General features: G+C 73.2%; 20 protein-coding genes. 7 read left to right on the top strand and 13 right to left on the bottom strand.

Annotated features, from left to right (window positions below):
* Positions 1-34: 34 nt before the first annotated feature.
* Positions 35-496, top strand: a complete 462-nt coding sequence (locus tag DSM26151_RS03105; protein WP_234661780.1) for an ASCH domain-containing protein — start codon at positions 35-37, stop codon at positions 494-496.
* A gap of 68 nt (positions 497-564) precedes the next feature.
* The gene (locus DSM26151_RS03100) at positions 565-2,532 is read left to right on the top strand and encodes an acyl-CoA dehydrogenase family protein (protein WP_234660967.1); all 1,968 of its coding nucleotides are present in this window, start codon (positions 565-567) and stop codon (positions 2,530-2,532) included.
* 61 nt (positions 2,533-2,593) lie between these two features.
* On the opposite strand, the gene DSM26151_RS03095 is transcribed toward DSM26151_RS03100, so the two are convergent.
* From DSM26151_RS03095 to DSM26151_RS03080, 4 genes are read right to left on the bottom strand one after another with little or no spacing between them, the layout of a single operon-like run.
* Positions 2,594-2,935 carry an L-rhamnose mutarotase gene (locus DSM26151_RS03095; RefSeq protein WP_234660966.1) on the bottom strand — a complete coding sequence of 114 codons (342 nt, stop codon included), beginning with the start codon at positions 2,933-2,935 and terminating at the stop codon, positions 2,594-2,596.
* Positions 2,932-3,699, bottom strand: a complete 768-nt coding sequence (locus DSM26151_RS03090) for an SDR family NAD(P)-dependent oxidoreductase (protein WP_234660965.1) — start codon at positions 3,697-3,699, stop codon at positions 2,932-2,934. The genes DSM26151_RS03095 and DSM26151_RS03090 overlap by 4 nt, the downstream gene beginning before the upstream one ends.
* Complete coding sequence (locus tag DSM26151_RS03085) at positions 3,696-4,550, bottom strand: fumarylacetoacetate hydrolase family protein (protein ID WP_234660964.1); 855 nt, start codon at positions 4,548-4,550, stop codon at positions 3,696-3,698. The genes DSM26151_RS03090 and DSM26151_RS03085 overlap by 4 nt, the downstream gene beginning before the upstream one ends.
* On the bottom strand, positions 4,547-5,425 hold the full coding sequence (locus tag DSM26151_RS03080) for an amidohydrolase family protein (protein WP_234660963.1): 879 nt from the start codon (positions 5,423-5,425) through the stop codon (positions 4,547-4,549). The genes DSM26151_RS03085 and DSM26151_RS03080 overlap by 4 nt, the downstream gene beginning before the upstream one ends.
* Before the next feature lie 65 nt (positions 5,426-5,490).
* On the opposite strand from DSM26151_RS03080, the gene DSM26151_RS03075 reads away from it, so the two are divergent.
* Complete coding sequence (locus DSM26151_RS03075; protein WP_234660962.1) at positions 5,491-6,249, top strand: FadR/GntR family transcriptional regulator; 759 nt, start codon at positions 5,491-5,493, stop codon at positions 6,247-6,249.
* Between the two features lie 4 nt (positions 6,250-6,253).
* Here DSM26151_RS03075 and DSM26151_RS03070 read toward each other — a convergent pair whose 3' ends face one another.
* The gene (locus DSM26151_RS03070; protein ID WP_234660961.1) at positions 6,254-7,225 is read right to left on the bottom strand and encodes an aldo/keto reductase; all 972 of its coding nucleotides are present in this window, start codon (positions 7,223-7,225) and stop codon (positions 6,254-6,256) included.
* A gap of 144 nt (positions 7,226-7,369) precedes the next feature.
* Between DSM26151_RS03070 and DSM26151_RS03065 the strand changes: the two genes are divergently transcribed.
* From DSM26151_RS03065 to DSM26151_RS03050, 4 genes are read left to right on the top strand one after another with little or no spacing between them, the layout of a single operon-like run.
* Positions 7,370-8,404 carry a zinc-dependent alcohol dehydrogenase gene (locus DSM26151_RS03065; protein WP_234660960.1) on the top strand — a complete coding sequence of 345 codons (1,035 nt, stop codon included), beginning with the start codon at positions 7,370-7,372 and terminating at the stop codon, positions 8,402-8,404.
* Positions 8,401-9,159: an SDR family oxidoreductase gene (locus tag DSM26151_RS03060; RefSeq protein ID WP_234660959.1), complete on the top strand. Its 759-nt coding sequence runs from the start codon at positions 8,401-8,403 to the stop codon at positions 9,157-9,159. The genes DSM26151_RS03065 and DSM26151_RS03060 overlap by 4 nt, the downstream gene beginning before the upstream one ends.
* Positions 9,156-9,791, top strand: coding sequence for a bifunctional 4-hydroxy-2-oxoglutarate aldolase/2-dehydro-3-deoxy-phosphogluconate aldolase (locus DSM26151_RS03055; RefSeq protein ID WP_234660958.1), 636 nt, complete (start codon positions 9,156-9,158; stop codon positions 9,789-9,791). The genes DSM26151_RS03060 and DSM26151_RS03055 overlap by 4 nt, the downstream gene beginning before the upstream one ends.
* The gene (locus DSM26151_RS03050; RefSeq protein ID WP_234660957.1) at positions 9,788-10,759 is read left to right on the top strand and encodes a sugar kinase; all 972 of its coding nucleotides are present in this window, start codon (positions 9,788-9,790) and stop codon (positions 10,757-10,759) included. Before DSM26151_RS03055 ends, DSM26151_RS03050 begins: the two co-directional genes overlap by 4 nt.
* A 42-nt stretch (positions 10,760-10,801) precedes the next feature.
* Here DSM26151_RS03050 and DSM26151_RS03045 read toward each other — a convergent pair whose 3' ends face one another.
* From DSM26151_RS03045 to DSM26151_RS03010, 8 genes are read right to left on the bottom strand one after another with little or no spacing between them, the layout of a single operon-like run.
* Positions 10,802-12,307 carry an aldehyde dehydrogenase (NADP(+)) gene (locus DSM26151_RS03045; protein ID WP_234660956.1) on the bottom strand — a complete coding sequence of 502 codons (1,506 nt, stop codon included), beginning with the start codon at positions 12,305-12,307 and terminating at the stop codon, positions 10,802-10,804.
* Between the two features lie 43 nt (positions 12,308-12,350).
* Positions 12,351-13,532 carry a fumarylacetoacetate hydrolase family protein gene (locus DSM26151_RS03040; protein WP_234660955.1) on the bottom strand — a complete coding sequence of 394 codons (1,182 nt, stop codon included), beginning with the start codon at positions 13,530-13,532 and terminating at the stop codon, positions 12,351-12,353.
* Positions 13,533-13,579: 47 nt separating this feature from the next.
* Positions 13,580-14,359, bottom strand: coding sequence for an enoyl-CoA hydratase/isomerase family protein (locus tag DSM26151_RS03035; RefSeq protein ID WP_234660954.1), 780 nt, complete (start codon positions 14,357-14,359; stop codon positions 13,580-13,582).
* Positions 14,359-15,513, bottom strand: coding sequence for a type 2 periplasmic-binding domain-containing protein (locus DSM26151_RS03030; RefSeq protein WP_234660953.1), 1,155 nt, complete (start codon positions 15,511-15,513; stop codon positions 14,359-14,361). The genes DSM26151_RS03035 and DSM26151_RS03030 overlap by 1 nt, the downstream gene beginning before the upstream one ends.
* Positions 15,513-16,772 (bottom strand): CaiB/BaiF CoA transferase family protein, encoded by a 1,260-nt coding sequence (locus tag DSM26151_RS03025; RefSeq protein WP_234660952.1) that lies wholly within the window; start codon positions 16,770-16,772, stop codon positions 15,513-15,515. The genes DSM26151_RS03030 and DSM26151_RS03025 overlap by 1 nt, the downstream gene beginning before the upstream one ends.
* Positions 16,769-17,842, bottom strand: coding sequence for a Gfo/Idh/MocA family protein (locus tag DSM26151_RS03020; protein ID WP_234660951.1), 1,074 nt, complete (start codon positions 17,840-17,842; stop codon positions 16,769-16,771). The genes DSM26151_RS03025 and DSM26151_RS03020 overlap by 4 nt, the downstream gene beginning before the upstream one ends.
* The gene (locus DSM26151_RS03015; RefSeq protein ID WP_234660950.1) at positions 17,839-18,840 is read right to left on the bottom strand and encodes an MBL fold metallo-hydrolase; all 1,002 of its coding nucleotides are present in this window, start codon (positions 18,838-18,840) and stop codon (positions 17,839-17,841) included. Before DSM26151_RS03015 ends, DSM26151_RS03020 begins: the two co-directional genes overlap by 4 nt.
* Positions 18,837-19,988 carry a mandelate racemase/muconate lactonizing enzyme family protein gene (locus DSM26151_RS03010; protein WP_234660949.1) on the bottom strand — a complete coding sequence of 384 codons (1,152 nt, stop codon included), beginning with the start codon at positions 19,986-19,988 and terminating at the stop codon, positions 18,837-18,839. The genes DSM26151_RS03015 and DSM26151_RS03010 overlap by 4 nt, the downstream gene beginning before the upstream one ends.
* Positions 19,989-20,013: the final 25 nt, after the last annotated feature.

Genomic DNA, 20,013 nt, shown 5'->3' with positions numbered 1-20,013 from the left:
GAACGCACCGATCGACCGGGCAGCGGCCGCGGCGATGTGGGAGGCGTACCGCACGGCGCACCCCGCTGAGGCGACGGATGCCGAACCACCGTCGGTCGAGGTGTTCGGCGACCACGCCGCACTCACCGACGAACTCCTCGGGCTCGTGCTCGACGGCACGAAGCGTGCGACGGCGGGCCTCGTGGCCGAGTTCGCCGCGGAGGGGCAGCCACTGCCCCGGATCGGCAGTCACTGGATCGCGTGCGACTCGACTGGCCGACCGCGGGTTGTCCTGCGCAGCACCGAGCTCCGGATCGGACCGTTCGACAGCGTGGACGCGGCGTTCGCCTACGACGAGGGCGAGGGCGACCGGTCGCTCGCGTCGTGGCGCGAGAACCACCGCAGATACTGGCAGCGCGTGGCATCCGCTCTCGGCATCGACTGGGGCGTAGACCAGCCGGTCGTGTTCGAGCGCTTCGTGGTCGCGTGGCCAGACGAGGTGCGCGACCGCACCTGACCGCATCTGCGGACCGCTGGCGCGGGTTCTCGGCCCCGGCGTAGGGTGGCGACAACGAGGAGGTTCGCGTGAGCACCACCGAGTCCAGCGAGTCCAGCGAGTCCACCGCAACGCCGGGCCGCGAGCCCGACGAACAGCAGTCCCGCGCGGTCGCCGAAGCCGCCCGCGAGCAGGACTGGCGCAGGCCCAGCTTCGCGAAGGGCCTCTACCTCGGCCAGTTCGACCTGTCGCTCATCCACCCGCACCCCCGCCCCGACCCAGAGCGCCGCGAACGCGGCGAGCGATTCATCGCCGACCTCGAGGCGTTCCTGCGCACGGTCGACGGCACGGCGATCGAACGCGACGCGCGGATTCCGGACGAGGTGTTCCAGGGCCTCGCCGAGGTGGGCGCGTTCGGCATGAAGATCCCCGTCGAGTACGGCGGGCTCGGGCTCGGGCAGTACTGGTACAACCATGCGCTCGCGATGATCGGCACCGTCAACGCGAGCATCGGGGCACTGCTCTCGGCGCACCAGTCGGTGGGCGTGCCGGAACCGCTCGTGCTCGCCGGCACCGAGGAGCAGCGGCGCCGCTTCCTGCCGCGGTGCGCGGCGGGCGCGATCAGCGCGTTCCTGCTCACCGAACCCGAGGTCGGCTCAGACCCGGCCCGGCTGCGAGCCACCGCCGTGCCGACGGAGGACGGCACCGAGTACGTGCTCGACGGCACCAAGCTCTGGACGACCAACGGCGTCGTCGCCGAACTGCTCGTCGTCATGGCCCGCGTGCCCGCCTCCGACGGGCACCGCGGCGGCATCAGCGCGTTCGTCGTCGAGGCCGACTCCCCCGGCATCACCGTGCACCGCCGCAACGCGTTCATGGGGCTTCGTGGGCTCGAGAACGGGCTGACCTCGCTGCGCGGCGTCCGCGTCCCGGCCGAGAACCTCATCGGGCGCGAGGGCGAGGGCCTGAAGATCGCGCTCACCACGCTGAACGCGGGCAGGCTCGCCATTCCCGCGATCTGCGCGGGCGCCGCCAAGTGGAGCCTGAAGATCGCGCGCGAGTGGTCCGCGGCGCGCGTGCAGTGGGGGCGCCCGGTGGGCGAGCACGCGGCGATCGCGCACAAGGTCGCGTTCATCGCCGCGACGACGTTCGCGCTCGACGCGGTCGTCGACCTGTCGGGCACACTCGCCGACGAGGGTCGCAAGGACATCCGCATCGAGGCCGCGCTCGCGAAGCTGTGGGCGTCCGAGATGGCGTGGAAGATCGCCGACGAGCTCGTGCAGATCCGGGGCGGCCGCGGGTTCGAGACCGCCGCGTCGCTCGCTGCCCGCGGCGAGCGTGCCGTCGCCGCCGAGCAGCTGCTGCGCGACCTCCGGATCAACCGCATCTTCGAGGGGTCGACCGAGATCATGCAGCTCCTCATCGCGCGCGAGGCCGTCGACGCGCACCTCACCGCGGCGGGCGACCTCATCGACCCGCACCTCGACGTGACCGCGAAGCTCAAGGCCGCAGCGTCGGCGAGCGGGTTCTACGCGCGCTGGCTGCCCAAGCTCGTCGCGGGCAAGGGGTACCTGCCCACCTCGTACGACGAGTTCGGCGCGCTCGCGCGCCACCTCCGCTACGTCGAGCGGACGAGCCGCAAGCTCGCACGTTCGACGTTCACCGGGATGGCCCGCTGGCAGGGCGACCTCGAGCACCGGCAGGGGTTCCTCGCACGCGTCGTCGACGTCGGCGCCGAGCTGTTCGCGGTTTCGGCGGCGTGCGCGCGCGCCGCGATGATCGCGGCCGACGCACCCGAGGACGGCCGGGCCGCCACCCAGCTCGCGGACGTGTTCGCCGAGCAGTCCCGCCACCGCACCGAGGCGCTGCTCCACGACCTCTGGCACAACACCGACGCCGAGGACGAACGCCTCGCATCGCGCGTGCTCGACGGCGCCTACGCGTGGCTCGAGACCGGGATCCTCGACCCGAGCGAGGGCACCGGCCCGTGGATCACCGAGGAGATCCCGGCCGACGCGATGGCCGACGTGCACCGGCGGGTCGTCCGCCGCGACTGACCACCGCGGCCCGGCACCGGCGTCGCGCGTCGCGCGTCGACCTGCGCGCGTCGCGTGACGCTCAGTCCAGGTGAAAGACCTCCGGGACCTCCATCCACCACTCGCCCTCCGCGCGTTCGGCGAACGGCCGCTGCAGCGGCTCGCACACCGACCACCAGCGCTGCGTCTCGGGGTCGGCGGCGATCGCGGCCATGTCGGCCTCGAGGTCGTCGCCGACGTACTCCATGTAGGCGAAGAGCACCTCGCCGTGACGGTAGATCGAGTAGTTGCGGATGTTGCTCGCGGTCAGCCGCTCGAGCACCTTCGGCCAGACGTCGGCGTGCAGCCGCTCGTATTCCTCGCGGTGCTCGGCCGGCAGGCCGATGACCGAGGCGAGGCGCCGCACGCGCGGTCGCCCGCTCATGCGCGCGCCCCGGCCGGTCGCGGGCGGAGGTGGGTGATGCCGCCGTCGATCTCGAGCGCGGTGCCCGTGGTCGACCCGGACGACGGGCTCGCGAGGTACACGATCGCCCCGGCGACCTCTTCCGGAGTGACCATGCGGCCGGTCGCCTGGCGCGCGTCGAGCGCGGCCCGCTCGGCGACGGGGTCGGCGAAGCCCTGCAGCATGCGTTCGACGAACGGGGTCGCGACGGTCGCCGGGCTCACGCAGTTCACGCGGACGCCCTCGCCGACGTGGTCGGTCGCCATCGCGTAGGTGAGCGCGAGCACGGCACCCTTGGACGCCGAGTAGAGCGCGCGCTGCGGGAGGCCGTTCAGGGCCGCGATCGAGCAGAGGTTGACGACGGATGCCGCCTCCGAGCGTCGCAGCCACGGCAGCGCCGCGGCGGTGACGCGGGCCATGCCGATCACGTTGACGTCGAGCACGCGGGCCCATTCCTCGTCGTCGTTCTCCTCGACCGTGCCGACGGCGCTGATGCCCGCGTTGTTGACGAGGATGTCGATCCCGCCGAAGCGTTCCGCGATCGCGTCGACCGCGGCGGAGACGGACGCGCGGTCCGCGACGTCGGCGGCGAACCCGGCCAGCGACTCGGTCAGGCCGTCGACGGATCGGTCGAGCACCGCGACGCGTGCGCCGCGTGCGGCCAGGGCCTCGGCCGCGGCGAGGCCGATGCCCGAGGCTCCGCCCGTGACGACGGCGACGAGCCCGTCGAACTCGCCCGCGCTCATGCCTGCACCATCCGCTGGCCCGCACGCCCGAGTCCGTCGATCTCGAGTTCGACCGTGTCGCCCGCGCGCAGGTAGGGCGTGCCGGGCAGGCCGAGCGCGACGCCCGCCGGGGTGCCGGTGTTGATGACGTCACCGGGGTTCAGCACCATGAACTGGCTGAGGTACCAGATCACGTGCGCCACGCTGAAGAGCATGTTCGAGGTGTTGCCGTCCTGGTGCAGCGTGCCGTTGACCCACAGCCGCAGGCCCAGCTGCTGCGGGTCGGCGACCTGGTCGGCCGGAACGAGATCGGGACCGAACGGGTTGAAGGTCTCGCAGCTCTTGCCCTTGTCCCACTGGCCGCCCCGTTCGAGCTGGAACTCGCGCTCGGAGACGTCGTGCGAGACGGCGTACCCGGCCACGCACGCGAGCGCGTCGTCTGGCGAGTCGAGGTAGCGCGCCGTCGAGCCGATGACGACCCCGAGCTCGACCTCCCAGTCGGTCTTCGTCGAGTTCCGCGGGATCAGCACGTCGTCGTTCGGCCCGACCATCGTCGACGGGTCCTTCATGAAGATGACGGGCTCCTCGGGAAGCGCGGCACCGGTCTCCTCGGCGTGGTCGCGGTAGTTCAGGCCGATGCAGACGATCTTGCCGGGGCGTGCGATCGGTGCCCCGACGCGCGAGACGTCGCCGTCGAACGCGGGCAGTGCGTCGAGCGCGTCGCGCACCCGGGCGACCCCGTCGCCGGCGAAGAACGCGGCGTCGTAGTCGGCGGTGAGGGCGCGCGCGTCGAGGACGCGGTCGCCGACGCGCACGACGGGGACCTCGCGGCCCGGGGCGCCGAGTCGGGCGAGGGTGAACGTGTCGGTCATGGGGTGGTGCCTTCCGTCTCGGGGGGTGCGTCGGGGAGCGAGTAGAAGCGGCGAGCGGTCCCCGCGAGGATCGCGCCGCGCTCGCGGGGGTCGAGGCCGGACAGGAGTTCGTCGATGCCGTCGAACACCCGGTCGTAGCCGCCGGCGATGAGCGAGACCGGCCAGTCGCCGCCGTACATGAGGCGGTCGGGCCCGAAGACGGCGAGCGCGTGGTCGAACATGGGCCGGACGGTCTCGACGCTCCAGTCGGCGGGGTCGCCGACGGCGGAGTACAGGCCCGAGACCTTGGCGTGCACGCGCGGGTTCTCGGCGACCTTCGCGATGAGCGAGGCCCACGGCTCGTGGTCGCCGGCGCCGATCGGCGGCTTGTTGAGGTGGTCGAGCACGAGGTCGAGGTCGGGATGCCGGTCCGAGACCTCGAGCACGGCTTCGAGGTGCTCGGGCAGCACGCCGACGACGTCGAACGGCACGCCGGCGGCCTCGAGGATGCCGAGCCCCTCGTCGACGTCGTCGCGCCGGAGCCAGCCCGGGTCGGGTCGGTCGTGGATGAGGTTGCGGATGCCGCAGAAGCGCACCCTGCCGCGGAGTTCCTCGAGGCGGGATGCCGCCCGCTCGGGTTCGTGCAGCGGGACGTAGCCGACCACCCCGAGCACGCGCGGCTCGGTCTCGGCGACGGCGAACATGTGCTCGGTGTCGTCGTCGTTGTCGGCGGACTGGACGAGCACGGTGCCGGTCACGCCCGCCCGCGCGAACGACGGCAGGACCTCCGCCATCTCGAAGTCGCGGTAGAGCACGCCGGCCTCGGGCGTCAGCCAGCGGTACTCCGCGCGCTCGAGGCTCCAGACGTGCTGGTGCGCGTCGATGATCCCGCTCATGCGGCCTCCTCGGTATCCAAGTCGAAAGATCTGATGATTACGGCCTGCTCGTCTATGCTGTGCCCATGGCCAGCACGCCCGCGCCCGACGGCGCTCCGATCCGCTCCCGCTCGAACGTCGTGATCGACGGCATCCGCGAGATGATCACGAGCGGTGAACTCATGGCGGGCTCGCGCCTGCCGGTCGAACGCGAACTCGGCGCGCGGCTCGGCGTCTCGCGGGGCCCGCTCCGCGAGGGCGTCCGGGCGCTCGTGGTCCTCGGCGTGCTGGAGACCAGGCAGGGCGACGGCACGTACGTGACCTCGCTCGAACCCGGCCAGTTGCTCGAGCCCCTCGGGATGCTCGCCGAACTGCAGAGTCCCGAGAACAGCGTGCACCTGCTCGGCGTGCGGCGCGTGCTCGAACCCGAGGCCGCGGCGCACGCGGCGCTGCGGATCACCGAGGACGAGCTCGCGCGGGCGCGCGGCATCCTCGACCGCGGCGAGGCGATCCTGGAGGTCGACGGCCAGATCGACCTCGAGGCGACCATCGACGTCGACACCGAGTTCCATCGGCTGATCGCGACGGCGAGCGGCAACCCGGCCTTCGCGGCGATCATCGAGGCGCTCGTGAGCCGAACGGCGCGTGCGCGGCTGTGGCGCGCCATCCATCAGGGCGGAGCCGTGCACGACACGCAGCGCGAGCACCGTGCGATCCTCGAGGCGCTCGAAGCTGGCGATCCCGACCGGGCCCGCATCCGCATGAGCGTCCACGTGCTCGGCGTCGAGGAGTTCACCGCGAGTCGCGTCGACGAGCTGCCCGCCGAGGCCCCCGACGAGGGCTGAGTCCTCACGCATCGCGCAGGAGCCCCCGTCGCGTGAGCGCCTCCCAGAAGGCGTCGGGGATCTGCGCCTCGAACCGCGCGGCGGTTCCGTGCACCTGCTCGGGCGTTCGCATCCCGACGACGACCGACACGACGGCGGGGTGCCGCAGGGGGTGGGCGAGCGCGGCCTCGGGCAGGGCGATGCCGAACTCGTCGCACACATCGGCGAGCGCGTCGACGCGCTCGAGGATCGCCGCAGGCGCGGGTGCGTAGTCGTAGGTGGCATCCGCTGCCGGCCGCGGCCTGGAGAGCAGGCCGGAGTTGTAGACCGCGGCCGCGACGATGCCGACGCCGCGCTCGAGCGCGGCGGGGAGCAGGTCGTCGAGCGCGCCCTGTTCGAGGAGCGTGTACCGGCCGGCGAGCATGATGACGTCGACGTCGTGGCGGCGGACGAACTCGGCGGGCATCGCGGACTGGTTCATCCCGGCCCCGACCGCACCGACGACGCCCTCCTCGCGCAGTTCGATGAGCGCCGGGACGGCCTCGGCGTGCGCCTGCTCGCCGTGGTCGTCGGGGTCGTGCAGGTAGGCGATGTCGATCCGGTCGAGCCCGAGGCGCTCGAGGCTCGCGTCGATCGAGCGGCGGATGCCGTCGCGGCTGAGGTCCCACTCGCGACGCAGCGTCGCCGGCACCGCGAAGCCCTGGTCGTCCATGGCGCCCTCGGGGTATCCGCTGGGCACGAGGAGTCGCCCGACCTTCGTCGAGAGCACGTACTCGTCGCGGGGACGCTCGCGCAGCGCCTCGCCGAGGCGGCGTTCGCTGAGCCCGAGCCCGTAGTGGGGGGCCGTGTCGAAGTAGCGGATGCCGGCGTCCCATGCCGCGTCGACGGCCGCGCGAGCCTCGGCGTCGGTCGTCTCGCGGGCGAGGTTGCCGAGCTGGGCGGCACCGAAGCCGAGTTCGGTCGGGTCGACCCCGGGTCGCAGGGGGTGACGCTTCATCGGGGACCTCCATGGGCGAGCAGTACGGAGTAAAGGTTAGATGACTTTCGCCTCGCGCGCCATTCTCGTGCGAGAATCGAGGACATTGCGGCGCAATAGGTCTCCCCAATCCGGCGTCGTTCCCACGACATCGCTGGAGGACCCATGCTGACCGCCGCCTACACGGGTGAATCGACCATCACCCTCATCGAGGCCCATCCGACACCGCCCGCACCCGGGCAGGTGCAGATCCGCGTCGCCTACGTCGGCCTCTGCGGAACCGACCTGCACATCCTCCACGGCAGCATGGACGCGCGCGTCGAGACCCCCCTCGTCTTCGGCCACGAGATGAGCGGCACGATCGCCGCCGTCGGCGACGGCGTCGACGCGTGGTCCGCCGGCGACGCGGTGACCGTCATGCCGCTCGCCTGGGACGGCACCTGCCCGGCGTGCAGGGCCGGCAACGAGCACATCTGCCAGAACCTCGACTTCATCGGCATCGACTCCCCCGGCGCGCTCCAGGCGTACTGGAACGTCCCCGCTGACGTCCTCGTCGCGCTCCCGGACGGCATCGCGCTCGACGCGGCCGCACTCGTCGAGCCCGTCGCCGTGGCCGTGCACGACGTGCGACGCGCAGAGCTCGCGCCCGGCGAGCGCGCCGTGGTCATCGGCGGCGGACCCATCGGCGTGCTCATCGCGACCGTCGCCCGGTCCTTCGGCGCCGAGGTCGCCGTCATCGAGCTCGACGCGAACCGCCGGGGGCTCATCGCAGGGCTCGGCTTCACGACGATCGACCCGCGCGAGACCGACCAGGTCGCATGGGTCGAGGCGTGGACCGGCGGTGCGGGCGCCGACGCCGTCTTCGAGGTCTCGGGCGCCGCTGCGGCGGTGCTCGGCGCGACCTCGCTGGCCAAGGTGCGCGGCACGGTCGTGGTCGTCGCCATCCACCCGAAGCCGCGCGAGATCGACCTGCAGCGCGTGTTCTGGCGCGAACTTCGGATCCTCGGCGCACGCGTCTACCAGCGCGCCGACTTCGAGACGGCGGTCGAGCTCATCGCCGACGGCACGATCCCGAGCGCTAGCCTGATCTCGAAGATCGTGCCGCTCGCCGAGACGCGCGCGGCCTTCGACGATCTCGAGGGCGGACGGGCCATGAAGGTGCTCGTCGACGTCCGGGCCGGACAGGAGACCGACGCATGACCACGAGCTTCGACCTCACGGGGACCACGGCCCTCGTCACGGGAGCCAAGCGGGGCATCGGCTTCGCCATGGCCGAGGCGCTCGCCGCCGCAGGCGCCGACATCATCGGCGTGAGTTCGAGCCTCGAACCGACCGGGAGCCGGATCGCCCGCGCCGTCGAGGCGCACGGCCGCAGCTTCGAGGCGCACGCCGTCGACTTCGCCGACCGCGACGCCGTGCTCGCGCTCGGCGGAGCGCTGCGCGAGCGGCGCATCGACATCCTCGTGAACAACGCCGGCACGATCGAGCGCTCGCCCGCGGCCGAGCATCCGCTCGAGCTCTGGGACCGCGTGATCGCGGTCAACCTCTCGAGCCAGTTCGTGCTCACGCAGGAGATCGCCCGCGGCATGCTCGAACGCGGCGACGGCCGCGTCATCTTCACCGCGAGCCTGCTCAGCTTCCAGGGCGGGATCAACGTGCCCGGCTACGCCGCCGCCAAGTCGGGGGTCGCGGGCCTGGTCAAGGCGCTCGCGAACGAGTGGACCGAGAAGGGCGTGACCGTCAACGCGATCGCGCCGGGCTACATCGCGACCGACAACACGCGGGCGCTCCGCGAGGACGCCGACCGCTCGCGGTCGATCCTCGAGCGCATCCCCGCAGGGCGGTGGGGACGGGCCGAAGACCTCGCGGGTGCCACGGTGTTCCTCGCCTCGCCCGCCGCCGCGTACGTCTCGGGCGTCGTGCTTCCGGTCGACGGCGGATGGCTCGGCCGATGAGCCTCGACGGTCGGCGATTCGTGCCCGTGGTCGTGATCGACGACGCGGGACTGGCCGAGCCGGTCGCGGAGGCGCTCCTCGCCGGAGGCATCGGCTGCGCCGAGATCACGCTGCGCACGCCCGCGGGCATCGACGCGATCGCGGCGCTGCGCGACCTCGACGGGTTCGCGGTCGGCGCGGGCACCGTCCTCACCCCGGACGACGTCGACCGCGTCGTCGACGCCGGCGCCCGGTTCGTCGTGAGCCCGGGCCTCGCCGAGGACGTGGTCGATCGGGCCCGCACCCACGGCGTCGACGTGGTCCCCGGGGTCGCGACCGCGACCGAGGTGCAGCGCGCCGTCCGGCTCGGCCTCGACCGCCTGAAGCTGTTCCCCGCGGGGCAGCTCGGCGGCCTGGGCATGATCACGGCCCTCGCCGGCCCGTTCCCCGGGGTGCGGTTCCTGCCGAGCGGCGGCGTCACCGAGACCAACGCGGCCGACTACCTCGCCTCGAAGCACGTGTTCGCGGTGAGCGGCAGCTGGATGGTCACGCGCGAGCTCATCGCGGCCCGCGACTTCGCCGCGATCGCGAGGCTGAGCCGCGCCGCGGTCGATGCGGTCGGTCCCTCCGGTGCGAACGCGGTGACGCCATGACGGGGGCCGAGGCGCGGCCCGCGGGCGTGCTCACGCTCGGCGAGGGGCTCGGCGTGCTGCGCACGCGCGGCATCGGTTCGCTCGCCCACGAACCCGACCTCGCGGTCGGCACGGGCGGCGCCGAGGGCAACGTCGCGGTCGGCCTCGCGAGGCTCGGAACCCCCGTGACCTGGCTCGGCCGGGTCGGCGACGACGGCCTGGGCACCCGCGTCGTGCGCGAACTCCTCGCCGAGGGCGTGCGCGTCCTGGCTCCGGTCGACACCGCCGCGACGGGACTGCTCATCAAGGAGTCCCCCGCGCAGGGGCGCACGGTCGTCACCTACCACCGCTCCGGGAGCGCCGGGAGCCGGCTCTCGCCCGACGACCTCCGCCTCGTCGACGTCGCCGCGCACGACCTCGTGCACGTGACCGGCATCACCCCCGCGCTCTCCGACTCGGCGCACCGGGCGATCGACGCCGTCGTGGACCTCGCGCGCGTCGCGGGGGTTCCGGTCTCCTTCGACGTGAACCACCGGAGCTCCCTGTGGCCGGACGCCGCGGCGGCATCCGCCTGCTACCGCTCGATCGCGGCCCGGGCCGACCTCGTCTTCGCCGGCGTCGACGAGGCCGCACTCGTCACGGGCCTGCCCGAGTCCGACCCCGAAGCCCTCGCTCGCGCGCTCGCGGACCTCGGCCCGGCCGAGGTCGTCGTCAAGCTCGGCGCCGACGGCGCACTCGCCGTCCTCGAAGGACGCCTCGAGCGTCGACCGGCGGTCCCGGTCGACGTGGTCGACACCGTGGGCGCCGGCGACGCGTTCGTCGCCGGCTACCTCGCGGCCAGGCTCGCGGGCGAGCCGGTCGGGGCGCGACTCGACCTCGCCGTCCGCACGGGCGCTGCCGCGTGCGCGCACCCGGGCGACTGGGAGGGCTTCCCCACCCGGCGCGACCTCGAGCGCGAGCACGACGGCCAGGACCCGGTCCGGCGCTGAGTCGCGGCCGAGCCGGGGCGACGCGGCCGCGCGGCCGCCGCGTCAGCCCAGCTGGAGCACCCCGTCGACCCGTCGCGGGATCCCCTCGTACCCGTCGCGCAGTTCCGCGGGCAGCAGCGCCTCCGGCGCATCCTGCCAGGCGAGCGGCCGGAGGAACCGTCGGATGGCGCTCACGCCGACCGACGTGTGCTGCGAGTTCGTCGACGGCCACGGACCGCCGTGGTGCTGGCCCCACGAGACGCGAACGCCCGTCGGGTACCCGTCGAAGACGAGCCGCCCGACGCGCGGAGCGAGCTCGCGCACGAGCGCTGCGACCGCGCCCGCGTCGGATGCCTCGCTGTGCACGGTCGCCGTCAACGAGTCGGGCACGGCGTCGAGCGCGCGCACGATCTCGGCGTCCTCGCGGTAGCGCACGATGACGATGAGCGGCCCGAAGACCTCCTCGGTCGCCTCGGCGGTCAGCTCCGCCGCGGTCGTGGCGAGCACCGTCGGCGCTGCGGTGAAGCCCGCACCCGGCTCGACGACGCCCTGCGCGAGCACGTCGACCGTGCCGCCGGCGGTCACCCGGTCGCGGATCTCGTCGAACGAGGCGGCGATGCGTTCGTTGAGGAGCACGGCCGACGCGGCATCCGCCGCCTTCGCCGCGATCCGCGCGACGAGCGCGTCGCCCGCCTCGCCGACGGGCACGAACGCCACGCCCGGCTTCGTGCAGAACTGGCCGCTGCCGAGCGTGAACGAGCCGTACAGCCCGTCGGCGATCGCCTCGCCCCTGGCCACGGCCGCAGCCGGCGTGATGATCAGCGGGTTCAGGCTCGACAGCTCGCCGTAGAAGGGGATCGGCCGGGGGCGCTCGTCGATGAGGTCCATGAGCGCACGGCCGCCACCGAGCGATCCCGTGAACCCGACCGCCTGCACGAGCGGGTGCGACACGAGCACCCGTCCGGCCTCGGTGCCGTACACGATGCCGATGAGCCCGTCGGGGGCGCCGTACGCGGCGGCCGCGTCGCGCAGCACCGCGTGCGACGCGCGCGAGGTCTCGAGGTGCGATGAGTGCGCCTTCAGCACGACCGCGTTGCCCGCGGCGAGCGCCGACGCGGTGTCGCCGCCGGCGACCGAGAACGCGAACGGGAAGTTGCTCGAACCGAACACCGCGACGGTGCCGATGGGCACGAGCATCCGTCGGATCTCGGGCTGCGGGCCGAGCGGCGTCGTCGCGGCCCGGTCGATGGTCGCCTCGAGGTGGGAGCCTTCGCGGACGGCGTCCGCGAACAGCCGGAACTGGAAGCTCGAGCGGCCCACCTCGCCCGTGAGCCGCGGCAGGCCGAGCCCGGTCTCGCGGTCGGCGATCGCGGCGAGTTCGTCGCGGTTCGCGTCGAGCGCGTCGGCGAGCGCGTCGAGCAGGCCGGCACGCCAGAGCCGGTCCTCGGCTGAGGCGTCCTCGAACGCCGCATCCGCCGCCCGGATCACGCGATCGGCCTCATCGGGCGTGCAGGCGGCGATGCCGGTCGGGCGGCTCTCGCCGGTGCGGGGGTTCGTGCTGCTGAGCATGGTCTTCTCCGGGTCGGGATCGTGCGGGGCGGCGGGCGCCGGTTCAGAGCAGGCCGCGCGCGGACAGGGATCGGCAGAGGGCGTCGATGCCGAAGGTCCACGGTTCGGCGTCGGAGGTCGAGCGCACCCGGTTCACGAGCGTACCGAGGCGCGGTTCGGCGATTCGGACGAGGTCGCCGTCGCGGTGCGTGAACCCGCGGCCGGGCACGTCGCGGTCCTCGACCGGGGCGAACATCGTGCCGAGGTAGAGCACGAAGCCATCGGGGTACTGGTGGTGCGCACCGACGACCTGGCCGACGAGGTCGACCGGGTCGCGGCTGATGCGCGCGAGCTCGCTCGTGCCGTCGAGGCGGTAGCCCTCCTCGCCGTCGATCGAGAGGCGCACGACCGATGCGCGCAGGTCGGCGATGCCGTAGCCGTCGTCGAACAGGCGGATGAACGGGCCGAGCGAGGCCGATGCGTTGTTGTCCTTCGCCTTGCCGAGCAGCAGGGCGCTCCGGCCCTCGACGTCGCGCAGGTTCACGTCGTTGCCGAGGCTCGCGCCCACGATGCGACCGGCCGAGCTCACGACGAGCACGACCTCGGGCTCGGGGTTGTTCCACTGCGAAGCGGGGTGCACTCCGACGTCGACGAGCGCGCCGACGGTCGCGAGCACGGGCGCCTTGGTGAAGACCTCGGCGTCGGGGCCGATGCCGACCTCGAGGTACTGGCTCCACCAGCCGCGTTCGATGAGCAGTGCCTTGAGCGCGGCGGCCTCGTCGGAGCCGGGCTTCAGCGCGTCGAGCGATCCGCCGATGGTGGCGAGGATCTCGGCGCGGATCGAAGCGGCCGCGTCCTGGTCGCCGCGCGCGCGCTCCTCGATGACGCGCTCCAGCATCGACACCGGGAACGTCACTCCGGCCGCCTTCACGACGTGGAGGTCGATCGGCGAGAGCAGCCACGGGCGCGCCGGGTCGCGCGTCTCGGGCGGGGTGTTGGCGACGAGGTCGTCGAGCGAGCCGAGCACGGGACCGTCGGCGGCGGCGAGGGCCGCGATCGGGTCGGCGTGCTCGGTGAGCGCGCGCATCGTGGGGAACGCCCGCGAGACGTCGACGACGCCCTCGGGCCGCAGTACGACCACGCTCGGGCCGGCCGGCGTCCAGGCGCGGCCGACGAGGGTCGCGCGGCCGGCGTCGTCGGGCAGGATGCCGCGGGCGTCGGGCCAGGTCGTGGTGGTGCTCGTCATGGTTCCGGTGGATCCTGTCTCGTCGGTCCGGTTCGGTCTGGTGCGTGTCAGCGCCGGTGGAAGACGCCCGCGCGCTTCTCGGCGAAGGCCGCCCGGCCCTCGTGCGCGTCCTCGGTGGCGAAGGTCACGGTCTGCAGGTCGCGCTCGTAGCGCATGGCCTCGTCCTGCGTCATGTTGAACGCGGCGCGCAGGTTCGCCTTGGCCGTCTCGGCCGCGATGGGCGGGCGCGAGGCGATGACGCGGGCGAGCTCGACCGCGCGCTCGAGCAGGCGCCCGGGCTCGACGAGCTCGCTCACGAGGCCCCAGCGCAGGGCCGTCTCGGCGTCGATCGGGTCGCCCGTCATGAGCATGACGGCCGCGTTCGACGGGCCGATCGAGTGCGCGAGGAACGTCGACATGCCGCCGCCGCCGATCCAGCCGAGCTTGATCTCGGGCGCCGCGAAGCTCGCGGTCGTCGAGGCGAGGCGGATGTCGCAGATGAGCGAGGTCTCGAGGCCGCCGCCGAACGCGTACCCGTTGATCGCGGCGATCACGGGTTTGCGGGCGGCGCGGATCGCGTCGCAGTAGTCGGTGCGGTTGCGGAACTCCCACGGCGTCTCGTACGTGTCGAGCGTGCGGATGTCGGAGCCCGCGCAGAACGCGCGCTCCCCCGCGCCCGTGAGCACGATCGCGCGGACCTCGGCTGCGGCATCCGCCCACTCGATCGCGTCGACGAGCGCGTACGACATCTCGGGCGTGACCGAGTTGAGCTTCTCGGGCCGGTCGATCGTGATGATCGCGACGTGGCCGTCGACCTCGAGGCGGATGTTCGGGCTGGCGGGCTGCATCAGAGCACGCTCCTTTCGCGGGCGAGGGCGTCGAACGCCCGGTCGAGGTCGTCGAGCGCCGCGTCGGCGCGCGCGGCGCCCGGCGCGAGCAGCGCGTCACGGAGGATCGCGGATGCCTCGGACTGGAAGCGGATGTATCGCGGCACGCGCGGACGCACCCAGGCGTCGTCGATCGTCTCGAGCGTGGCGCGGTAGAAGGCGCCGGATGCCGCGTTGACCGCGTCGTCGATCCAGGCGCTGCGCAGGCCGGGCTGGCCGGCGTGCCCGGGGATGAACGTGCGCTGCACCTCGGGGTCGAGCAGGCCCGCGAGGTGGGCGACGAGGTCGGCATCGGGGCGGCAGCGTGTGGTGATCGCGATGCCCGTGCCGCCGATGGTCGAGCCGCGGCGGCCGCCCGCTGTCGCCGCGGGCGCATCGTCGAAGCGCAGCGCACCCGGGCCGGAGGCGTAGTTCACGTACCCGTAGACGAGCGGGATGTACGCGATGTCGCGGTCGCGACGCATGCGCTCGAGCAGGCCGATCGGGTTGAGGTCGGCGGCGCCCTCGGGCATGCGGGCCGCGAGCTCGGCCATGAGCGCGAACGCCTCGGCGCCGACGGCGCGGTCGACGAGCCCGGCGCCGGGCTCGGTCGCGGGGACGATGCCGGCCTCCGCGCCGAGCGCGACGCAGGTCGACGCGAACGAGAGGAACGCGTGCGGCCCGGCGAGGCTCAGCGCGACGGGCGCGGTCGCGGCGAGCTCGCGGACCTCGCCCCACGTGGTCGGCGCGTCGGGCACGAGCTCGGGCACGCGCACGGCGACCTGCGTCGCCGCGTCGAGCGGGAGCGCCCAGAAGCGGCCGTCGAGCGTGTACGACGCCGTGCTCGGGCCGACCGCGCCGGCGCGCACCTCGTCGAGGAAGGATGCCTCGAACACCTCGTCGAGCGGCCGGATCGCGTCGCCCGCGAGGGCGTCGCCGAGGTGCGGATGGTCGAGCACGATCACGTCGTAGCGCTCGGCGAGCTCCTCGATCGGGCTCGACTCGAAGCCCTCGAGCGAGTGCACGTGCCACTCGATGAGGCGTTCGCCCGCGGCATCCGTCGCCTGCTCGGCCGCGCGCTCGAGCGCGAGCCGCCCACGCGGGTGATCCCACGTGAGGCCGACGTACCGGGCCATCAGGCGCTCGCGGCGACCGGTGCGGGCTCGAGCGCGGCAGGCGCCGCCTCCGTCGCCCGCGCCGCGCCCGAGGCGAGCAGCGCGTCGATCGCAGCCTCGTCGAACCCGGCCTCGCGCAGCACCTCGCGCGTGTGCTCGCCGACGCGCGGCGCACCTCGGTCGATGCGCGGCGGGGTCGCCGAGAAGCGGTACGGGAAGCCCGGGGTCTTCACGAGGCCCTCGGTCGGATGCTCGTACTCGACGAACGTGCCGTTGTGCACGACCTGCGGGTCGTCCACGAGGCCGGCGTAGTCGTTCACGGGGCCGATCCACATGCCGGCGCCGCCGAGCACCTCGATCCAGTGCGCGGCCGTGTTCCCGCGCAGCCTGGCGGCGGTCTTCGCGTGGATCTCGTCGCGGCGGGTCCATCCCTCGACCTCGCTCGACCAGCCCTCGAACGCGGGCTCCTCGATGAGGCGGCCGAGCTCGTGCAGGTCGGCGAACGCGAGGGCGACGTAGCCGTCGCTCGTCTCGAACACGCCGTACGGCGCGCGGATGTACACGTGCGCGTGCGGCTCGGCCGACCGCTGCTGGGCCTTGCGGCCGACCGTGAACACCGAGAGCTCCTGCATCTGGAGCGTCGTGAGCGCGTCGAGCATGTTGACCGTCACGAGCTGGCCCTCGCCCGTGCGCTCGCGGTGCAGCAGCGCGGCGAGCACGCCCTCGAAGGCGGTCGACGCGGTGATCGCGTCGGCGAGGTACTGGCCGGCGGGCGAGGGCTCGTCGCCGTCGCGCCCGGCCGAGTACATGGCGCCCGACATGGCCTGCAGCAGCAGGTCCTGCCCGGGACGGTCGCGGTAGGGGCCGTCCTCGCCGTAGCCCGAGATCGACACGTAGACGATCGACGGGTTGATCTCGCGGAGCGACGCGTAGTCGACGCCGAGACGTGCGGCGACGCCCGGGCGGTAGTTCTGCAGGAACACGTCTGCCCCGGCGACGAGCTCGCGGAGCGCCGCCTTGCCCTCGTCGGACTTGAGGTCGAGCGCGACCGAGCGCTTGTTGCGGTTGAGCGAGAGGAAGGACACGTTGATCTCGTTGCCCGCCGCGCCGCCCGCGGCCGCGTGGCGCTGCCACTCGCCCGTGGTCGGCTCGACCTTGATGACGTCGGCGCCGAGGTCGCCGAGGCGCTGCGCCGCGAACGGCCCGGCCATGGCGATCGAGCAGTCGAGCACGCGGTAGCCGTCGAGCACGCCCCGCGCGCCCGCATCGTGCCCGGTCATGCTGCCTGCTCCAGGTCGTGCACGTTCACTTCGGTCCCTCCCGCAGCGGCGCTGCGCAGCATGGCGTCGATCAGTTCCACCGAGCGGGCCGCCACCTCGACGTCGGAGTTGTTCTCGGTGCTCGCCCCGGTGATGAGGTCGATGAACCGGTTGGGCGGCACGATGCACTCGTAGGCGCCGGCACCCGGCTCGACCTCGATCTCGTAGCGGGCGCCGTCGTAGCGGTGCACCCACGCACGCTCGCGCTCGGTGTCGAGCATGAGCACGCCCTCGGAGCCGAAGATGCGGATGTCGACCTGGTACGGGTCGCCGTCGGGCAGCGTCGCCGCGCCCGAGAGCGACCCGAGCGCACCGCCGTCGAAGGTGATCACGGCCGCGTCGAAGAGGTCGACCGCCGCACCGCCGTTCGAGACCTTCCCCATGACGGATGCCGCGCGCAGGCCGCTCAGCCAGAACAGCAGGGCGCTCGAGTGGGTGATCTGCCCGTGCGCGTAGCCGCCGCCGCGCGCGGGCGACTGCCACGTGCGGGGGTCGGGGCCGCTGGTCTCGGAGTCCCAGAGCGAACGGATGTGGTTCGTGTCGCCCGCGAAGAGGCCGCGCGTCGGCGAGGCCATGTGGCAGAGCACGTGCTGGATCTCGCCGAGGTGCCCGGCGTCGACGAGGCGCTTGGCCTCAACGACGAACGGCTTGTAGTTCCAGCCGTAGGGCGCGAGGAAGTGCACGCCGTGCTCGCGCACCCTGGCCGCGAGGTCCCAGCCCTGCGCCGCGTCGAGCGTGACGGGCTTCTCGACGAGCACGTGCAGGCCGCGCTCGATCGCGGCGACCGCCTGCGGGTGGTGCAGGTCGTGCGGCGTCGCGACGACGACCGCGTCGAGCCCCTGGTCGAGCAGCTCGTCGTAGTCGGTCGTGGCCATGCCGAAGCCGAACTGGTCGCGCACGGCGCCGAGCTCGGGGCCGATGCCGCAGACGCCGACGAGCTCGACGTCCTCGCGCGCGGCGAAGATCGGGAAGTGGTTGCTCGTCGCCCACCAGCCGGCGCCGACGGCGCCGAGACGCACCCGGGCGCTCATGCGAGGCTCCAGCGGCGGCGGCCCGCGGCATCCGTCTGCTCGGCGACGACGCCGCGCGCGGCGAGCCGCTCGAGGTTGCCGGTGACCGGGAAGACCGCGTAGTCGAGCGCGTCGGCACCCCAGGGGCCGAGCTCGGAGCCCGCGTCGCGCACGAGCTCGAGCGTCGTGCGGGGGCCGTCGGCCGCGCCGAGCACGGCGAGGAGCACCGCGTCGACCCGCTCGGTGTACGCCTCGCTCTCGTCGAGGAAGGCGCCGACGCCCGCACCCTCGTACACCGGGTAGTGCGCGGTGAGCAGCAGGTCGGCGTCGAGGTCGCGGAACGCGGTGAGGCTCGCGACGTACGGGTCGGTGTCGCGGTACGTGGGCGGGAACGCGGGCGATCCGTCCGCGAACGGCACGGTAGCTCCGAGGGTCGCGTCGCCGATGAGCAGGGCGCGGTTCGCCTCGTCGTACACGGCGACGTGGCCCGGGCTGTGCCCCGGCACGTGCAGCACGCGCACCGTGCGCCCGCCGAGGTCGAACTCCTCGCCGCCCGTGACGCGCACGTCGACGGGCACCAGGTCGGAGACGCTCCGCAGGTACGCGGTCGTCTCGGGCGGGTCGTCGAAGCCGTCGGTGTCGCGGAACTCGCCGTAGCGCACGTCGATGAGGCGCTGCACGTCCTCGGTGAGCTCGGCGTCGAGTTCGTGCGCGACGATCGAGACGGTCGGGATCGCGGCCTTCAGGGCGCCGTTGCCGCCCGTGTGGTCGAAGTCGCAGTGCGTGTTCACGGCCCAGCGCAGCCGCTCGCGCGGGATGCCCGCGGCGTCGAGGTAGGGCAGCAGCGTCTCGGTGATCGACTCGCGGATGCCCGTGTCGACGAGGAGCGCCGAATCGTCGCCGACGAGCACGTAGAGCGCGACGAACCGGTCGCCGAGCGGCGCCTGGACGCGGTGCAGGCCGGGACGGATCTCGCCGTGGATCGCGGCGCCCGTGCCGGCCGCGTCGACGGCGCTCATCGCTCGACCCCGTCGAGCACGACGCGCAGGCCCGCCCGGATGGGCCGCATGTGCGGCCCGGCCGGGTCGGCCCAGCCGTTGCCGCGTCGCGCGACCGCGATCGCGGCCTCGTCGATGCGGATGCCGCTGCCTGGCTCGTCGCTCAGCACGATGCCCCCGTCGGCGTACTCGTGGTCGACGAGCATCCCGTCGGCGAACTCCAGCGCCTGGATCTCGGTGGTCAGGTGGTTGGGCACCGCGGGCATGACGTGTGCGACCGCGGGGTTGGCGTTGTAGCCGACGATGCTGACGGGCAGGTCGCGTGCGGCCGCGGCGAACGAGAGGCGGTGCATGTGCGACACGCCCCAGATCGCACCCGCCTGCACGACGTCGGGCGCACCGGCCTCGAACAGCGGCCGGAACTGGTCGACGCCCGTGAGGTTCTCGCCGGTCGCGACCGCCGCACGGATGGCCGAACTCAGCCGAGCGTGGCCGACGGCGTCCCACCTGCGCAGGGGCTCCTCGACCCAGAGCAGGTCGACGTGCTCCTCGAGGGCGCTGACGTAGCGCACGGCCTGCTTGACCTGCCAGGACTCGTTCGCATCGAGCATGAGGCCCGGGCGCGAGGTGTTCGCCGACAGGGCGTCGGCGAGGATCCCGAGCCGACGCCGGTCGGCGTCGAAGTCGAGGCCGCCCTTGAGCTTTCCCGCGACGAAGCCTCGGTCGGCGAACTCCGCGTAGAACGCGGTGAGCTCGTCGTCGCCGAGCGCGATGTCGAGTCCTGATGCGTAGCCCGGGACGAACCGGTCGCGGCCTCCGAGCATCCGCCAGAGCGGCTCGCCGGCGGCCTTCGCCTTGAGGTCCCAGATCGCGGCGTCGAGCGTCGCGATGCCGCCGTAGGTGGCGCCCGCGTGCCCCGACTTGAACACCTGGGCGAGCATCCGGTCGAAGAGCGCCGCGACGCTGCGCGGGTCCTCGCCCTCGATCGCGGGGAAGAGCCGGGCGAGGTCGGCGTGCGAGCCGACGCCGACGCCCTCGATGCCGGCATCCGTCTCGAGGATGACGATCGGCACCTCGGTCACGGCCTCGACGATGTGCCCGTTGACGTCGCCGATGGCGCGGCGCCAGTGCTGCTGCGCAGCCAGGGTGCGATACCCGGTGATCTTCATTGCAGCCTCACTCCTTCGTCCGCCA

Source organism: Agromyces marinus, from assembly GCF_021442325.1.
Taxonomy (GTDB): domain Bacteria; phylum Actinomycetota; class Actinomycetes; order Actinomycetales; family Microbacteriaceae; genus Agromyces; species Agromyces marinus.
The sequence above is the reverse complement of the archived record's forward strand: the minus strand, read 5'-3'. Positions and strand labels throughout refer to the sequence as shown.

What these genes read in the sequence shown, in the direction of transcription:
- DSM26151_RS03075 (WP_234660962.1), top strand. Translation starts at nt 5,491, where the DNA reads ATGGCCAGCACGCCCGCGCCCGACGGCGCTCCGATCCGCTCCCGCTCG.
- DSM26151_RS03020 (WP_234660951.1), bottom strand. Translation starts at nt 17,842, where the DNA reads ATGAGCGCCCGGGTGCGTCTCGGCGCCGTCGGCGCCGGCTGGTGGGCG.
- DSM26151_RS03055 (WP_234660958.1), top strand. Translation starts at nt 9,156, where the DNA reads ATGAGCCTCGACGGTCGGCGATTCGTGCCCGTGGTCGTGATCGACGAC.
- DSM26151_RS03030 (WP_234660953.1), bottom strand. Translation starts at nt 15,513, where the DNA reads ATGGCCCGGTACGTCGGCCTCACGTGGGATCACCCGCGTGGGCGGCTC.
- DSM26151_RS03015 (WP_234660950.1), bottom strand. Translation starts at nt 18,840, where the DNA reads ATGAGCGCCGTCGACGCGGCCGGCACGGGCGCCGCGATCCACGGCGAG.
- DSM26151_RS03090 (WP_234660965.1), bottom strand. Translation starts at nt 3,699, where the DNA reads ATGAGCGCGGGCGAGTTCGACGGGCTCGTCGCCGTCGTCACGGGCGGA.
- DSM26151_RS03045 (WP_234660956.1), bottom strand. Translation starts at nt 12,307, where the DNA reads ATGCTCAGCAGCACGAACCCCCGCACCGGCGAGAGCCGCCCGACCGGC.
- DSM26151_RS03040 (WP_234660955.1), bottom strand. Translation starts at nt 13,532, where the DNA reads ATGACGAGCACCACCACGACCTGGCCCGACGCCCGCGGCATCCTGCCC.
- DSM26151_RS03105 (WP_234661780.1), top strand. Translation starts at nt 35, where the DNA reads ATGTGGGAGGCGTACCGCACGGCGCACCCCGCTGAGGCGACGGATGCC.
- DSM26151_RS03060 (WP_234660959.1), top strand. Translation starts at nt 8,401, where the DNA reads ATGACCACGAGCTTCGACCTCACGGGGACCACGGCCCTCGTCACGGGA.
- DSM26151_RS03010 (WP_234660949.1), bottom strand. Translation starts at nt 19,988, where the DNA reads ATGAAGATCACCGGGTATCGCACCCTGGCTGCGCAGCAGCACTGGCGC.
- DSM26151_RS03095 (WP_234660966.1), bottom strand. Translation starts at nt 2,935, where the DNA reads ATGAGCGGGCGACCGCGCGTGCGGCGCCTCGCCTCGGTCATCGGCCTG.
- DSM26151_RS03050 (WP_234660957.1), top strand. Translation starts at nt 9,788, where the DNA reads ATGACGGGGGCCGAGGCGCGGCCCGCGGGCGTGCTCACGCTCGGCGAG.
- DSM26151_RS03025 (WP_234660952.1), bottom strand. Translation starts at nt 16,772, where the DNA reads ATGACCGGGCACGATGCGGGCGCGCGGGGCGTGCTCGACGGCTACCGC.
- DSM26151_RS03080 (WP_234660963.1), bottom strand. Translation starts at nt 5,425, where the DNA reads ATGAGCGGGATCATCGACGCGCACCAGCACGTCTGGAGCCTCGAGCGC.
- DSM26151_RS03070 (WP_234660961.1), bottom strand. Translation starts at nt 7,225, where the DNA reads ATGAAGCGTCACCCCCTGCGACCCGGGGTCGACCCGACCGAACTCGGC.
- DSM26151_RS03035 (WP_234660954.1), bottom strand. Translation starts at nt 14,359, where the DNA reads ATGCAGCCCGCCAGCCCGAACATCCGCCTCGAGGTCGACGGCCACGTC.
- DSM26151_RS03065 (WP_234660960.1), top strand. Translation starts at nt 7,370, where the DNA reads ATGCTGACCGCCGCCTACACGGGTGAATCGACCATCACCCTCATCGAG.
- DSM26151_RS03085 (WP_234660964.1), bottom strand. Translation starts at nt 4,550, where the DNA reads ATGACCGACACGTTCACCCTCGCCCGACTCGGCGCCCCGGGCCGCGAG.